Origin of the sequence: Halobaculum rubrum (genome assembly GCF_019880225.1) — an archaeon.
Lineage (GTDB): Archaea > Halobacteriota > Halobacteria > Halobacteriales > Haloferacaceae > Halobaculum > Halobaculum rubrum.
In genome coordinates this window covers 1,032,167-1,045,545 of record NZ_CP082284.1, presented here as the reverse complement: position 1 = coordinate 1,045,545, position 13,379 = coordinate 1,032,167, and the positions used below count along the sequence as shown (strand labels likewise).

Here is a 13,379-nt window from a genome sequence, read left to right as displayed (position 1 = left end):
ATGAACGCCAACTCCAATCCCGGTCCGCCGGTCGACCAGCCCGACCCCGAAGCCATGCTCGATCGGCTCATCGAGGTCGGCGCGATCCGCGAGGACGACGACGGCACGCTCCGGATCTCCGCGGCGCTTCACGACATCATCGACCTGTACGAGCAAAGCTACGGCGACCTGCCCGAACAGGAGTTCACGGAGGCCGTCGCCGACGCGTTCGGCCTCGACTACTCGGAGGCGGTCCGCAGGATCGACGAGGAGGGCGTCACCCGCGAGGAGTTCGTCGCGTATCTCTCGCTTCGCGCGCACTTCGAGGACGAGGACGAGCCGGTGCCCGACTCCCTCGAACGCGCGACGATGGCGTCCCTCGTCGTCGATATCGCGCCCGCGACACCCGTCCCGCAGGTGATGCGCGAACTCGAGGACGACGAGGTCGAGTCGTTCCTCGACGCGAACGACCGCGCGGTCGTGTTCGTCTGGCGCCTCCGGTGTGACCCGTGTGAGTCGATGAAAGCCGAGCTCGAGGAGACCCTCGGTCTGCTCCCCGACGACGTGGCCGTCGCGGGCGTCGACGGCGAGGCGGTACCGACCGTTCGCGAACGGTTCGAGGTCGACGTGGCGCCCGCGGTGGTGTGCGTCGCCGACGGTCGGCGGGCGGGGATCGAGACCGGGTACCAGTCGCCGGCCGCCGTCGCCGATCTGGTTGCGGACGCGTTCGGCGACGACTGACCCGGTCGCCGTATTCGGGACGGTACCGCCTCCGTACTCCCGTATTTTGCGCTTTACTAAGGACATTCAAGCCGAACTGTCGGCCGATCATGCCACAGATCAGCGACGCGATCACGTACCCGACCGAACACGACGACTGGGTGACCACGATCCTCATCGGCGGGGTCCTGTCGGTCTTCGGATTCCTGCTGCTCCCGTTGCTGCCGGTGTACGGCTACGTCGTTCGCGTCATCCGACACTCGCTGGAGGGCGATCCCCGGCCGCCGACGTTCGGCGACTGGGAGGAGCTCGTCGTCGACGGCGCGAAGGCGGTCCTCGTCGGCGCGGTGTACATGCTGATCCCCGGGATCGTGGGTGGGGTGACCGTCGGCGGCTCGCTCGTCGCTATCGCGACGGGGACGAGAGGCGGCACAGCCACCGGGATCGCCGGGTTCGTTATCGGCGGGCTGCTCACGGTCCTTCTCTCGCTCGTCTTCGGCTACGTGGCCGTGGCCGCGGTCGTCGCCTTCGCCGACGAACGGCGCGTCGGCGCGGCGTTCGACCTCGATATCCTCAAGCCGGTCGTCCTCAGCGGGGCGTACGCGACCGCGTGGGTGTTCTCGCTCGTCGTCTTCCTCGCGGCGAGCGTGCTCGTCGGCGTGTTGAACGGTATCCCGATCCTCGGCGTGGTCGTCGGGGCGTTCGTGTTCTTCTACGCGCAGGTCGTGGCCGCGCGGCTGTGGGCCGGCGGCTACGCCGACGCCCGCACCGAGGCCGACGGAACGACCCGTCCGGACGTCGGCGGGTCGGTCGCCTGACGCGGTCGACGGATCACCCCAGCGTCCGCCCGTCGACCGACCGCGTGCGACTGGTGTACGGCCAGAGGTGATCGCCGGTCCCTTCGGGCGCATACAGACGCTCAGGGGCCGGGTCCAATCCCGTTCCGGGCGTCGACGGGTCGACCGCGACGCTGGCCAAGAGGGCGAACACGACGATGGCGACGAACGCGATCAGCCTGACCCGCATCGCACAGCGGTCGCTACAGGCTGTGTGAGTATACGTGTGTGGGCCGGTCGCGGCGTCCGCGGACCGCGACGTGCCCGTCTCGGTGCGTTACTCGTCGTCGATGACGCCGGTCACCATCACCGGACAGCCGCCGTTGAGGATGACCGTCTGGGTCACCGACCCGAACAGCGCCTTGCCCGCCGGCGAGCGCTTGCGCCCGCCGACGACGATCAGGTCCGCGTCCGCCTCCTCGCTCACTTCGATGATCGCGTCCGCGGGGTCGCCGCTGGACTCGGTCACGTCGACGGTGATCCCCGCGTTCTCGAGGATCTTCTGCGCCGCGCGGACGGACGCGACCTGCGTCGCGGAGGCGCCGCTGGGGTTGTCCTGAAAGACGTGGACGATCGTGACCTCGGTTTCGCTTCCGTCGCCCGGCAGGTTTACGATCTCCTTTGCGGTGGCGCGTGCGTGCTCCTCGTCTTCGTCGACACCGAGTACTGCATGATACATACACCGCACCACTCCCGGGTAGGGATTAGTCCTTTCGCCGCCGGCGACGCTGCGAGTCTCGTTCCGCCTTCCGGCGTCGTCACCAGCCGTTCGAGTGTAGTCTCCTCACTCGTCGACCGCGTTCGGATCGTCGATCCGCCGCGAGACGTACACCACGAGCGCGAGCGGGATCCCGAGGACCGTCGCGATCGTGACGGCGCCGTACACTCCGAACCCCAGCGCCGTCGGCGGCAGGGGGATCACCGCGTACAGCGCGGGCGCGGTGAGGCCGTCGACGAACGTGGCGACGAGTACGCCGCCGACGCCGCCGACGGCCGTGAGGAGGACGTAGAGGACGATCACCAGCCGCGGTCCGTCGAACCGTTCGCCTCGTGCCCGGTCGTCCTCGGTCGCGTCGTTTCGGGGCGCCGTCACTGTAATACGAGGATCAGGCCGGTCGCGAACATGAGCAGGGCGATGCCGCCGAGCACGAATCCGAGGAGGTCCTTGTCGCTCATACCCCCGCTCGGGGCCGCGCGAACAAAAGCCCCGCCGTCGCGGCCGGCGCGAACGCGTCGCTTACTCGGCTGCGTCGTCGTCGCCCTCGATCTCCCGCCCGCCGTCGGTCGTCACTTCCTCGCCGCCGTCGGTCGCCGCCAGCGCGGTCTCACGCTTCGCGTCGAACCAGTCCCACTCGGCGGTGTTGAGGTCCGTCTCGTCGAGCTTCCACGGGTCGCCCGACTCGACGCGGGTGCCCTCCATCCACGAGACGAAGACGTTGTACACCCAGATGATGCCGCCGACGAGGAGCAGGAGCGCCCCGAGCGACGCGATCTGGTGCAGCGTCGCGAACTTCGGGAGGTACGTCGCGTACCGGCGCGGCATGCCGCCGTAGCCGAGCAGCACCATCGCGAAGAACGTGATGTTCGTGCCGATCATCCACAGCCAGAAGTGCGCCTTCGCGAGCCGACGCTGGTACCAGCGACCGGTGATGAGCGGGAACCAGTAGTAGATCCCGGCCATCCCGGCGAAGGTGATGGCGCCCATCACGACGTAGTGGAAGTGGCCGACGACGTAGTAGGTGTCGTGGAGCACGAGGTCGACGGGGATGGACGCGAGGAACACGCCAGTCACGCCGCCGATGATGAAGTTACTCACGAAGCCGATACAGAACAGCATCGGCGCCGTGAGGCGGATCTTCCCGTTCCACATCGTCGTGATCCAGTTGAACGTCTTCACCGCGGATGGTATCGCGATGGCCAACGAGACAGCCATGAACGAGGCGCGCAGCCGCGGGTCGATCCCCGTCGCGAACATGTGGTGTGCCCAGACGCCGAAGGAGAGCACCCCGATCGCGAGCGTGGAGTAGACGACGAACTTGAACCCGAACAGCTTCCGCCCGGCGAACCGCGGGAGCACGTAGCTCACGATCCCCATCGGCGGGAGCACGAGGATGTACACCTCGGGGTGGCCGAAGAACCAGAACAGGTGCTGCCACAGGATGGGGCCACCGCCGTCGACGGCGAAAAACGTCGTCGCGAAGTTGCGGTCGAGCAGGAGCATCACCAGCGCGCTCCCGAGCAGGGGGAACGCGAACAGGATGAGCCCCGACTGCGTGAGGACGGTCCACGAGAAGATGTCGAGGTTCGCCCAGGTGACCTCCTCGGCGCGCTCGGTGAAGATGGTCGCGATGAAGTTGATCGCGCCCATCGTCGCCGAGACGCCCGAGAGGTGCAGGCCAAGCAGCATCAGGTCAACTCCGACGTTCGCCTGGTTGCCGTTGCCGACGCCCGCCGACAGCGGCGTGTACATCGTCCAGGCGGTCTGGGCGGGGATGACCTCCGGAAGCGGGAAGAAGCCGGCCCAGATGAGCAGCGCCGCCGGCGGCAGCAGCCAGAACGCGATGGCGTTGATCCGCGGGAACGCCATGTCGTCGGCGCCGATGATCAGCGGGATGAGGTAGTTCGAGAACGCCGCGATGATCGGCGTCCCGAACAGGAACAGCATCGTGATGCCGTGGCTGGTGAGCAGCGAGTTGTAGAACGTCGCCGACCCCAGCACGTCCGTCGCCGGGGTGGTGAGCTCCGCCCGCATCAGCACCACCATCAGTCCGCCGACGACGAACGCGAGCGTCGCGTACGCGCCGTACAGTAACCCGATGTCCTTGTGGTCGACCGTCGTGAACCAGCGAATGAGCCCTGCGGGCTTCTCCGAGTGCCCGTAGCCGGACTCGCCGACTGCGCCGCCGCCGGTACCCAGGGGCGTGTAGGACCGCCAGTCCTCGACCCGCGCGAGGAAGGCGGCCACGCCCAGGAGGAACGCCCCCATGAGCACCGTCAGCAGTAGTTGGCCGGTAGTCTCCATGGACACGGTTCAGCAGCGAATGCACAAGAAAGATTCGGGTCGATTCCGGTCAGGGCCCCCGGTTCCGGGCTCGGTCGGAGGTCAGATTCGACTACGCTTCGTCGTCGCCGGCTTCCTCAGCATCGGTCCCCTCGGCTTCATCGTCGCCAGTGTCGGCGTCGTCAGCTTCGTCGTCGCCGGCGTCGTCGTCGGTGTCGGGTTCGTCGGCCGCATCGTCGCTGTCGGCGTCGTCAGCTTCGTCGTCGCCGGCGTCGTCGTACGGGTCCTCGACGTCGGCCTCGCCGGTCGCCTCCGCCTCGATCGCCTCCTCGACTTCGTGTTTCTCGGGTGCGCCCTCGAGCGTCGCCTGCCCCTGGAAGAACACCGCCGAGCGCTTCTCGTCGCCCGCGATCGCCTTCCCGGAGACGTACGTCAGGATGGCCAGCGCGACGAAGGGGAACGCCAACAGCCCCATCTGGAGCACGCGGCCGTAGAAATCCAGTCCGCCGAACGGGTCGACGAGGACGAACGCCGCGACGAAGAACAGGAGGATGGCCAGCGGGATGACGTTGACCGTCAGATCCAGCAGGGTGTCCCTGTCGAAGATCTCTGCCATGCGCGGAACGTACACCGTCCCGACCTAATACCTTGCCCATTTCGGCGCTCGCGGCGACACTCCGGTCGGCCCGTGGCGCCAGCGCTCGCGGCGGCCGGCTCGTATCGGTCTACACACCCGGTTCGGCGTCGCGCGCGAACAGATCGCCGCCGACCCCGGCGAGCAGCATCAACACGCCGGTGCCGATCATCGCGTACGCCCGGATCAGCAGGTCGGAGGCGGTCGTCATGTCGGCGTACCACAGCGCCAGTCCCCCGGCGACGACGAGCACCGACAGCCCGGCGAGCCCGCGCCAAGTCGAGGACACGTACCCGTTCTCGCGGAGGATCCCGGCGATCGACCCGCAAAACAGGAGCAGACCGCCCACGGCCAGCGGGATCAGACCGAACAGGATCCCGATTTCGGCGATCGGGAGCCCCAACGCGACGAACAGCGGCCACGGGCTGACCATCCGGTACTCCTCGCTCAACCCCGGAGTCTCGTCCATATCACATCGACGGGCCTGTACGTCCAAAGCCTGTCGGTCGTCCCGGCTGTCTCGATCAGGGGATGGTGACGCCGTGACGGGCGAGGAACTTCGACACCGCCTTGATCTCGACGGGGCTGCCGATGATCCGGTACTGATCGCCCGACGTGAACACCGTGACGGTGAACTCCGACTCGATCGACGACCGGATCCCGTCCAGTTCCCGCTTCGGAAGAACGATCTGCGTGCTGTCTCGGAGGCTGGAGGGGTCCGGCATGCCGTCCTTGAATTCATATCGCGTCCGCCGTGATATAGTGGTACCGAAGTCCGTCTCGCGGGCGGAACAGCGACGGACGGTCGACTTCTCCGATCGCGTCCGTCCGGCACGGTTCGAACCGTTCGTCCCGTCACCGTCGTCCGCGGGCGGAGCACCCAGCCGTGGAGGGTGCGTCGGTGGCTGCTGTCCGCCGAGGGCCGCCTGCCGAAGGGAGGTGTCCGCCGAAGGGAAGCGTTTAGGCGCGCGGACGGCCCACCGGCTAGTGATGGGACTGGAGGACGAGATCGAGGAACTCCGCGAGGAGATCGCCGAAACCCCGTACAACAAGTCCACCGAGGCCCACATCGGCCGGCTGAAGTCGAAGCTCGCCCAGAAGAAAGAGAAACTGGAGAACCAGTCCTCCTCCGGCGGCGGCCACGGGTACGCCGTCGAGAAGACCGGCGACGCGACGGTCGCGCTCGTCGGCTTCCCCTCCGTGGGTAAGTCCACGCTGATCAACGCGCTCACCAACGCCGACAGCGAGACCGCCGCCTACGAGTTCACCACGCTCAACGTCAACCCCGGGATGCTCAAATACCGGGGCGCGAACATCCAGATCCTCGACGTGCCCGGCCTCATCGAGGGCGCCGCCGGCGGTCGCGGCGGCGGCAAGGAGGTGCTGTCGGTCGTGCGCACCGCGGACCTCGTCGTGTACCTCCTGTCGGTGTTCGAGATCGACCAGTACGAGCGCCTCGCCCACGAACTGTACGAGAACAAGATCCGCCTCGACACGGAGCCGCCGAACATCTCGGTGCGCAAGACGCACAAGGACGGCATCCGGGTGACGATGGGCGACGACGTGTCGCTCGACGAGGGGACGGTGAAAGACGTCCTTCGGGAGCACAACTTCGTCAACGCGGACGTGACGATCCCCCACGACCTGACCATCGACGAGCTCATCGACGGCGTGATGGACAACCGGGAGTACCTCCCCTCGATGGTCGCGGTGAACAAGGCCGACCTCATCGACGAGGACTACCTCCCGACGGTGTACGAGGACCTCCGGGAGCACGGCATCGACCCCGAGGAGGCGACGTTCATCTCCGCCGAGGAGGAGAAAGGGCTCGACGCCCTGACGGAGCGGATCTTCGAGAAGCTGGGGCTCATCCGAATCTACATGGACAAGCCCGGCCGGGGAATCGACTACGAGGAGCCGCTCGTGTTGCGCGAGGGTGACACCGTCGGCGACGCCTGCTCGAAGCTCGGGGGAAGCTTCGACGACCGGTTCAAGTTCGCCCGCGTCTCCGGCGACTCCGCCAAACACGACGACCAGCAGGTCGGGCAGGGACACGAACTCGCCGACGAGGACGTGCTCCGGATCGTCGCCCGCAAGTAGCGTGACCCACACGCCCCCGCGGCTCCCACGACCGACGCCGTGGCGCGTCCTCGTGGCGGTCCTCTCGTGCGGGCTCGTCCCGTGGTCGGTGCAGACGTTCGCGGACAGCGGCGTTCCGTTCCTCCGGTTCGCGTGGGGCGGCCTCTCGTTCACGCCGGTCCTGTACGCGCGGACGCTTCCCGGATATCTCGCGCTGTCGGGGTCGCCGCTGCTGGTTCCGTGGGTCGTCGCCGCGGCGTGTTGGCTCCTCGCGGTCGCGTCCGCGTCGCTGGGGCTCGTTGACCGTGAGGACCTGCGGGTCACCGCCGGCCTGCTCGTGCTTGCGGGCGCGGTGAACGCTTCTGTCGCCGTCCGCTTCGGGCTTCAGCCGCTGCGGACGGGCTACCCGGTCGGGACGCTCGTGCTGTGGGCGGTCGCGGCGTGGCGGTACCGGGCGTGGGAGCGGGAGTGATCCTCGGTCGGCTTTCACCGCGGTTCACGAGAGACTCACTTCGAGTACTGCGACGTGGGCGAGGAGCCGGTCGGTCTCCGCGAGCGCCCGCCGGGATCGGTCGCCGAGATCGGACACGTCCGCCTCGACGAGGTCACGGGTCGACGCCCAGTCCCCGAGCAGGTCGTCGACCGCCCTGCGGGCCGCCGGGGGGAGCGGGTCGAGGTGCAGCGTCAGCGCGTCGTCGGGTGCGGCGTCGGCCGGCGTCACACTCGCGACGTACCACACCTCGTTCGAGAAGAACGCGGCGTCGGTCTGCTGCCGCTCGCGCCCCCGATACACAGTTCCTTCGTGGCGAACGTAGCCGTCGACGAACTCCGTTCTTGCCCACGTCCCCAGCGGCGTCTGCGGTTCCACGGTCGCACGACGACCCTCGATGGCCTCGACCACGAGCGACCGGCGGTCGTCGTCGAGGTCGTCGACGGCCACGATATCGGCGTCCGTCGGCGGATCCTCGACGGCGGTCGCGCCGAGGAGCCACTCGTACAGGAGGCCGCCGTCGATGTCGAGCACGTACGCGCCGTCGTCGACCCCCTCGCCCGTGAGCCTGACCGTCCGCTCGCCCGAGAGGAGGGGGGGTCGTCCGGTCAGGAGGATCGAACCGGTCGCTCGAACCCGATCGCCCGTGGTCGCGCCGCGTTCGAGAAGCGACGCGAGCGGGCGCGGGTGGACTCGGACCGGGCGGTCGGTCGGCAGTCCGTCGGCAGCGGAGAGTCGGAGGGTATCGACTGTCGCCAAGGGGTTCCCGTCCGACAACTCGGTCGGCGTATCCCCGAGACAGCCCGCGACGGCGGTCGCCCCGAGCGCTCCGAGGGCGGCGAGGAGGGATCTGCGTCGTGTGGGGACCATGTCGGGAGTGTCCCGGGCCGCTGGGATGTGTTTTGTGGGGGTTGGACGATTCACGGTCCCGACGCGTCGTCGTCGGCCGCGACGCGGCGAACGTCCTCGTGGTACCGGTCCAGGCGCCACACGTCCCATATCAGGTCCGTGAGTACGTGCACGTACAGCACCGTCGCCGTCGACAGCGCGGCCGCGGTCGCGGTCACGCCTAGGCCGGCGCCGCCGAGCGCGGCGCCGAGGAGCCACGCCCCGAACACGGCGATCGGGGCGAGTATCGCGTGGCTGAGCAGGCGGTGGAGCGGCCACAAGTCGCCGGGATCGAACAGCTCGGACTGGTCGACGACTGCCACGCGCGGGTTCGCGAGTGCTCGGCGCGTGTTGGCCCAGTCCCCCCGGACGAGCCGCGCCATCAGGAAGTGATCGAGGTCGATCACGACGCCGGCGGCGGTGAGCAGCGCCCACCAGCCCGCCGCGACGGCGGGCGTCGTCCCGAGCGGCAACACGAGACCCAGCCCGCCGGCGACGACGCCCGAGATCGCCGCGTGGTGGCGAGAGTACATGCCGGGTGCCGACGAGGTGACGCCACAAAATCCCACGACACTGATCGCTCGTCGCGCAACCGCTCCTCCCCCCCGGCGCCGGTGCGAGAATCAGTCGTGACATTCGGCGCCGAAGCGTTATGCCCGCCCGCCCGGCTCTCTCGGATCGAATGGAGTCCGACGCGCTCGTGTGTTTTCAGCAGACTCGCCGGGGGACCGGCGAGCGGTGGTACAAGGTGTACCGCGTCGGCGTCGACTCCCCCGACGGCTTCGTCGACCGAATGGGGGAGTACGTCCGTCGGACGCACTTCGACGGCCCCGTCACGGCGCCCCACTGGTTCGACACGGCCGACGGCCCCGAGGGGAAGTGCCGCCTCGCGGAGCTGGGCGAGAACCTCGTCCCGTTCACGACGCCCGACGTGTACGTGGTCACGCACAAGACGGTCCGGCCGCTGTTGGTCGTGCCGATGGCGATCGAGATCGTGCCCGTCCTCGCGGGCGGACTTCGAACCCGCGAGTACGCCGCGAGCGACTGCGACACCGACGGTTCGGATCCGACGCTGGCTCCGGGGCCGGACGCGACGCCGACGCGTGTCGTCGACACCGACGCGTTCGATCCGCCGCTGTCGGGGGAAGCGGCCGCCGGCGGCCGGATCGAGTGGTTCCACCTGTTCGCGCTGCAGGCCGCCTACCGGCTCGCGGTCGGTCCCCGGACCGGCGTCGTGAATACGGACGGCGACCACCCGACGATGCGCGTCCGCGACGGCGACGGCGTGTTGTGTCTGGACCTGCTCGACACCGGCGCGCTCAAACGCATCGACCGCGACCTGCTGTTTCTCGACTACGCGCCCCCCGAGGACGCGGCCCGGTCGCTGGACGAGTCGCTCACGCTCGCGTTGCGCGACACGGCCCGGCTCCGGTGGCGGTACGCGAGCCACCTCTGGCACGTCCGCCACGGCGAGACGGACGAGCGGTTCGCCGCGATCGCGCGCAACGAGACCGAGCCGGCGTACGAAGACGAGGTGGCGGCGACGCGCGGGGAGTTCCTCGAGACGCTGGCCGACGAGTTCGGCGCGTCGCTGACGCCGTTCTCGACCGGGGTCGCGGGCGCGGCGCTCCGATACGAGACGGGCACGCGGGCGGACACCTTCTCGCTCACCGAGGAGCCGTCGTTCGCTCACGACTCGGCCGCCGAGGTCATGGGCGGGGTCGATCCGGGGTACGTACCGGAGAAACGGAAAAAGCGGTTCTGAGCGGACAGCTCGGACTCCCTTGTTGTGTGAGGCTCCGCCGTGTGCGACACGGTCGCTTCCCCGTCCGGTATCCTTTTCGAGCGCGCGGCCGGTGTCTCGTGTATGGCGTACACGCTCGACCACGTGATGATGCGGATCGAGGACGAGGAGGAATCCCTCGACTGGTACACCGAGCATCTCGACTACGAGATCAAAGGCGAGATGGACGGCGGCGACTTCACGAACTACTACCTCGGGCCCGAGAACGTGCACGACGAGGGCGCGCTGCTGGAGCTCACCTACAACCACGGCGACCACACCTACGAGCTGGGCGACGCGTGGGGGCACATCGCCGTTCGCGTCGAGGACGTGGAGGAGGCGTACTACGAGCTGATGGACGAGGGCGTCGAGGACTATCGCCCGCCCGAGGAGAACCCCGGATACGCGTTCGTGACGGACCCCGACGGCCACGAGATCGAGATCGTCGAGCGCGACCACGGCGCCCGCTGGTCGATCGATCACACCATGATCCGCGTCGAGGACGCCACCGAGGCGCTCGGCTACTGGACGCGCACGTTCGAGTACGAACACACCGGGCGCTGGGAGGCCGACACGTTCGCGAACTACTTCATGAAGCCCGAGGACGCCGCCGACGAGGCGATGGCGATCGAGCTCACGTACAACTACGACGGCCGGAGCTACACGTTGGGCGACGCGTGGGGGCACGTGTGCGTCCGCGCGGACGACTTGACGGACGACTGGGAGACCCTGATGACGCGCGAGACCGAGGACTACCGCGACCCCGAGTCGTGCGACTACGCCTACGGGTTCACGAAGGACCCGGACGGGCACGAGATCGAGCTGCTGGAGCGGTAGGGCATCCCTGTCCGTCCGGGTTCTGGCGCCGTCAGTTCGCGATCAGCACCGATCCGCATCCCCTGGTTTCCTTGTGGAAACGTTTACTCGGTAGCAACAGCTACTATCGATCATGACGACCGCGGTCAAAGTAGACGAGGACGCGAAATCCCGGTTGGAGGAGTTACAGGCCGAGATCAGGCTCGAAACCGGAACACGCGTCACCCAACAGGAACTGCTCTCGCGGATCATCGACGATGCGTACACCTCGCGGGAAGCGGTGATCGACTCGTTCAGAGACACGACCGTCCCGCTGTCGGCCGAAGAGAAGGAAGCCATGGCTGAGGGACGATTCTCTTCGGGCGTCGAGACGGACGAGGACGATATCGACGGGATCCTCTACGGATGAGTGTGCTCGTGGACACCGGCGTGATCTACGCCGACCACGATACCGACGCCGCGCGCCACGAGGCCGCGGTCGATTCGCTCGATGCGGTGTACGACGGTGCACTCGGACAGCCGTACGTGAGCGACTACGTGTACGACGAGGCGATCACGCTCACGCTTCGACGAGGGTCGTTTTCGGCCGCGAAGCGACTCGGCGAGCGACTTCGCGGCGTCGAGCCGTTCCCGCAGGCGTACGAGCAACTCCACCTCTCGGAGTCGACCTTCGACGAGGCGGTCGACGTGTTCGAACGGTACGACGACCAGGGGCTCAGCTTCACGGACGCGGCGACGATCGCGGCGGTGCGGCGCCACGGCTTCGACGGCGTACTGAGTTTCGACGACGACTTCGACGGGCTCGTCGAGCGGTTCGACCCGGCGACGCTGTAGTGGTCTTCGCGCTCGCCTCCGAATCAGTTAAGTCAAACTGCTGACCTCCGTATGACGTGAACGAGAAGCGGCTCGTCGTCGCGCTGTTCGGGGTCGCGGTCGCGGTCGTCATCGGGGCGCTCGCGTACCGATTCATCGCGGCGTTCACCGTCTCGGTGTTCCTCTACTACTCGACGCGGCGGTATCACCGGTTCCTGGCGCGATTCCGGGTCCCGCCGCGAGTGCGGGCGGGGGTCGTGCTCGCGTCGCTGGCGATCCCGCTGATCTTGCTCATCAGCTACGCGGGCGTCCTGCTCGTCGTCGAGGCGCGGCAGTTCGTCGCCGACACCGCGCTGGTGAGCGCGGCGGCGTCGAACATCGCGTGGTTCGCCGCGATCGAGCGCATCCCGGAGTTCACCGTTCAGGGGATCTACGAGGCGTATCGCTCGGGCGATCTGGAGCCGTTCGTCGAGTTCGCGACCGAGAACGCCGCCTTCCTCACGACGGTCGTCTCGGAGTTCGCGCTCAACCTCCTCGTCGTCACCATCGTCACCTACTACCTGCTCGTCGACGGCGACCGCATCAGCGACTGGCTGCTCCGGTTCGACGACGACGCCATCGTCCGCGAGTACCTGGAGGCCGTCGACCGCGAACTCGAGGCGGTGCTGTTCGGCAACCTCCTGAACGTGGTCGCCATCTCGCTCATCGCGATCGCGACGTTCAGCACGTACAACGCGCTCGCTCCCGCGGGCGTCCGCGTGCCGTACCCCGCCCTCGCGGGCGCGATCACCGGGATCGCGAGCCTCGTTCCGATCGTCGGGATGAAGATCGTCTATCTCCCGGTGACCGCGGCGATGGCGGTCCCGCCGCTGCTCGACGGGGCGTTCGCGGAACTGGGGTACGTCCTCGCGTTCCTCGTTGTCGCGGTCGTCGTCGTCGACACGGTCCCGGATCTGGTGTTGCGGCCGCTGTTGAGCGGCGACGAGACCCACGTCGGCCTGCTGATGCTCGCGTACACGCTCGGGCCGGTCGTGCTCGGCTTCTACGGACTGTTCTTCGCGCCGATCGTGCTCGTGATCGGGCTCACGTTCGCGAACACCGCCCTCCCGCGGCTGCTCGGCGCTGACGACGCCCGGACGACGCTGTCCGGGGCCGACGACCCCGAGGGCGACCGTGAGCGCGACGACGATACGGACCCACGCGTCGACGACGGAGCCGGCACGGACGTGGACGACGGGGCGGGCGCGGATGTCGACGACGGCGCTGGCGTCGATCCCGACCCGACCGGGTAGCCGACACGAACGACTTCCGCCGAACCGGACACGCGGGCTACCGAAGAA

At 68.2% G+C, this 13,379-nt stretch carries 18 protein-coding genes; 9 read left to right on the top strand and 9 right to left on the bottom strand.

Going from position 1 to position 13,379, the window contains the following annotated elements:
- Complete coding sequence (locus K6T25_RS05525) at window positions 1-720, top strand: thioredoxin family protein (protein WP_222917134.1); 720 nt, start codon at window positions 1-3, stop codon at window positions 718-720.
- Between the two features lie 89 nt (window positions 721-809).
- Window positions 810-1,517: a DUF4013 domain-containing protein gene (locus tag K6T25_RS05520; protein WP_222917132.1), complete on the top strand. Its 708-nt coding sequence runs from the start codon at window positions 810-812 to the stop codon at window positions 1,515-1,517.
- Window positions 1,518-1,530: 13 nt separating this feature from the next.
- Here the strand turns inward: K6T25_RS05520 and K6T25_RS05515 are convergent, their stop codons facing one another.
- The 7 genes from K6T25_RS05515 to K6T25_RS05485 form a co-directional block, all read right to left on the bottom strand.
- A complete protein-coding gene (locus K6T25_RS05515) occupies window positions 1,531-1,725 on the bottom strand; it encodes a hypothetical protein (protein ID WP_222917130.1) in 195 nt (64 codons plus the stop codon).
- 87 nt (window positions 1,726-1,812) lie between these two features.
- Window positions 1,813-2,214, bottom strand: a complete 402-nt coding sequence (locus K6T25_RS05510; protein WP_222917128.1) for a universal stress protein — start codon at window positions 2,212-2,214, stop codon at window positions 1,813-1,815.
- Window positions 2,215-2,319: 105 nt separating this feature from the next.
- Window positions 2,320-2,628: a DUF7520 family protein gene (locus tag K6T25_RS05505; RefSeq protein WP_222917126.1), complete on the bottom strand. Its 309-nt coding sequence runs from the start codon at window positions 2,626-2,628 to the stop codon at window positions 2,320-2,322.
- A 144-nt stretch (window positions 2,629-2,772) separates the two neighbouring features.
- Complete coding sequence (locus K6T25_RS05500) at window positions 2,773-4,521, bottom strand: cbb3-type cytochrome c oxidase subunit I (RefSeq protein ID WP_222917879.1); 1,749 nt, start codon at window positions 4,519-4,521, stop codon at window positions 2,773-2,775.
- A gap of 127 nt (window positions 4,522-4,648) precedes the next feature.
- A complete protein-coding gene (locus K6T25_RS05495; RefSeq protein WP_321170890.1) occupies window positions 4,649-5,152 on the bottom strand; it encodes a DUF6684 family protein in 504 nt (167 codons plus the stop codon).
- Window positions 5,153-5,261: 109 nt separating this feature from the next.
- Window positions 5,262-5,639, bottom strand: a complete 378-nt coding sequence (locus K6T25_RS05490) for a DUF7541 family protein (protein WP_222917124.1) — start codon at window positions 5,637-5,639, stop codon at window positions 5,262-5,264.
- Between the two features lie 55 nt (window positions 5,640-5,694).
- A complete protein-coding gene (locus K6T25_RS05485) occupies window positions 5,695-5,895 on the bottom strand; it encodes a VNG_1110C family protein (RefSeq protein WP_222917122.1) in 201 nt (66 codons plus the stop codon).
- A 265-nt stretch (window positions 5,896-6,160) separates the two neighbouring features.
- On the opposite strand from K6T25_RS05485, the gene K6T25_RS05480 reads away from it, so the two are divergent.
- On the top strand, window positions 6,161-7,270 hold the full coding sequence (locus K6T25_RS05480; RefSeq protein ID WP_222917120.1) for an OBG GTPase family GTP-binding protein: 1,110 nt from the start codon (window positions 6,161-6,163) through the stop codon (window positions 7,268-7,270).
- 1 nt (window position 7,271) lies between these two features.
- Window positions 7,272-7,721: a DUF8050 family protein gene (locus K6T25_RS05475; protein ID WP_222917118.1), complete on the top strand. Its 450-nt coding sequence runs from the start codon at window positions 7,272-7,274 to the stop codon at window positions 7,719-7,721.
- A gap of 24 nt (window positions 7,722-7,745) precedes the next feature.
- Here the strand turns inward: K6T25_RS05475 and K6T25_RS05470 are convergent, their stop codons facing one another.
- Complete coding sequence (locus K6T25_RS05470) at window positions 7,746-8,609, bottom strand: DUF7979 domain-containing protein (RefSeq protein WP_222917117.1); 864 nt, start codon at window positions 8,607-8,609, stop codon at window positions 7,746-7,748.
- A 50-nt stretch (window positions 8,610-8,659) separates the two neighbouring features.
- Window positions 8,660-9,160 carry a hypothetical protein gene (locus tag K6T25_RS05465; RefSeq protein WP_222917116.1) on the bottom strand — a complete coding sequence of 167 codons (501 nt, stop codon included), beginning with the start codon at window positions 9,158-9,160 and terminating at the stop codon, window positions 8,660-8,662.
- A 149-nt stretch (window positions 9,161-9,309) separates the two neighbouring features.
- Here K6T25_RS05465 and K6T25_RS05460 point away from each other — a divergent pair, with 149 nt between their 5' ends.
- From K6T25_RS05460 to K6T25_RS05440, 5 genes are all read left to right on the top strand, one after another.
- The gene (locus K6T25_RS05460) at window positions 9,310-10,392 is read left to right on the top strand and encodes a hypothetical protein (RefSeq protein ID WP_222917115.1); all 1,083 of its coding nucleotides are present in this window, start codon (window positions 9,310-9,312) and stop codon (window positions 10,390-10,392) included.
- Window positions 10,393-10,494: 102 nt separating this feature from the next.
- Window positions 10,495-11,247, top strand: a complete 753-nt coding sequence (locus K6T25_RS05455) for a VOC family protein (protein ID WP_222917114.1) — start codon at window positions 10,495-10,497, stop codon at window positions 11,245-11,247.
- A 112-nt stretch (window positions 11,248-11,359) separates the two neighbouring features.
- Complete coding sequence (locus K6T25_RS05450) at window positions 11,360-11,635, top strand: hypothetical protein (protein WP_222917113.1); 276 nt, start codon at window positions 11,360-11,362, stop codon at window positions 11,633-11,635.
- On the top strand, window positions 11,632-12,060 hold the full coding sequence (locus tag K6T25_RS05445) for a type II toxin-antitoxin system VapC family toxin (RefSeq protein WP_222917111.1): 429 nt from the start codon (window positions 11,632-11,634) through the stop codon (window positions 12,058-12,060). Before K6T25_RS05450 ends, K6T25_RS05445 begins: the two co-directional genes overlap by 4 nt.
- 56 nt (window positions 12,061-12,116) lie before the next feature.
- Window positions 12,117-13,331, top strand: a complete 1,215-nt coding sequence (locus tag K6T25_RS05440) for an AI-2E family transporter (protein WP_225917818.1) — start codon at window positions 12,117-12,119, stop codon at window positions 13,329-13,331.
- The last annotated feature ends 48 nt before the right edge of the window (window positions 13,332-13,379 follow it).

Bases quoted from the DNA above. Each gene is read 5' to 3' on its own strand.
- K6T25_RS05495 (WP_321170890.1), bottom strand. From the start codon at position 5,152: ATGGCAGAGATCTTCGACAGGGACACCCTGCTGGATCTGACGGTCAAC.
- K6T25_RS05525 (WP_222917134.1), top strand. From the start codon at position 1: ATGAACGCCAACTCCAATCCCGGTCCGCCGGTCGACCAGCCCGACCCC.
- K6T25_RS05455 (WP_222917114.1), top strand. From the start codon at position 10,495: ATGGCGTACACGCTCGACCACGTGATGATGCGGATCGAGGACGAGGAG.
- K6T25_RS05450 (WP_222917113.1), top strand. From the start codon at position 11,360: ATGACGACCGCGGTCAAAGTAGACGAGGACGCGAAATCCCGGTTGGAG.
- K6T25_RS05460 (WP_222917115.1), top strand. From the start codon at position 9,310: ATGGAGTCCGACGCGCTCGTGTGTTTTCAGCAGACTCGCCGGGGGACC.
- K6T25_RS05500 (WP_222917879.1), bottom strand. From the start codon at position 4,521: ATGGGGGCGTTCCTCCTGGGCGTGGCCGCCTTCCTCGCGCGGGTCGAG.
- K6T25_RS05510 (WP_222917128.1), bottom strand. From the start codon at position 2,214: ATGTATCATGCAGTACTCGGTGTCGACGAAGACGAGGAGCACGCACGC.
- K6T25_RS05485 (WP_222917122.1), bottom strand. From the start codon at position 5,895: ATGCCGGACCCCTCCAGCCTCCGAGACAGCACGCAGATCGTTCTTCCG.
- K6T25_RS05515 (WP_222917130.1), bottom strand. From the start codon at position 1,725: ATGCGGGTCAGGCTGATCGCGTTCGTCGCCATCGTCGTGTTCGCCCTC.
- K6T25_RS05470 (WP_222917117.1), bottom strand. From the start codon at position 8,609: ATGGTCCCCACACGACGCAGATCCCTCCTCGCCGCCCTCGGAGCGCTC.
- K6T25_RS05520 (WP_222917132.1), top strand. From the start codon at position 810: ATGCCACAGATCAGCGACGCGATCACGTACCCGACCGAACACGACGAC.
- K6T25_RS05490 (WP_222917124.1), bottom strand. From the start codon at position 5,639: ATGGACGAGACTCCGGGGTTGAGCGAGGAGTACCGGATGGTCAGCCCG.
- K6T25_RS05480 (WP_222917120.1), top strand. From the start codon at position 6,161: ATGGGACTGGAGGACGAGATCGAGGAACTCCGCGAGGAGATCGCCGAA.
- K6T25_RS05465 (WP_222917116.1), bottom strand. From the start codon at position 9,160: ATGTACTCTCGCCACCACGCGGCGATCTCGGGCGTCGTCGCCGGCGGG.
- K6T25_RS05445 (WP_222917111.1), top strand. From the start codon at position 11,632: ATGAGTGTGCTCGTGGACACCGGCGTGATCTACGCCGACCACGATACC.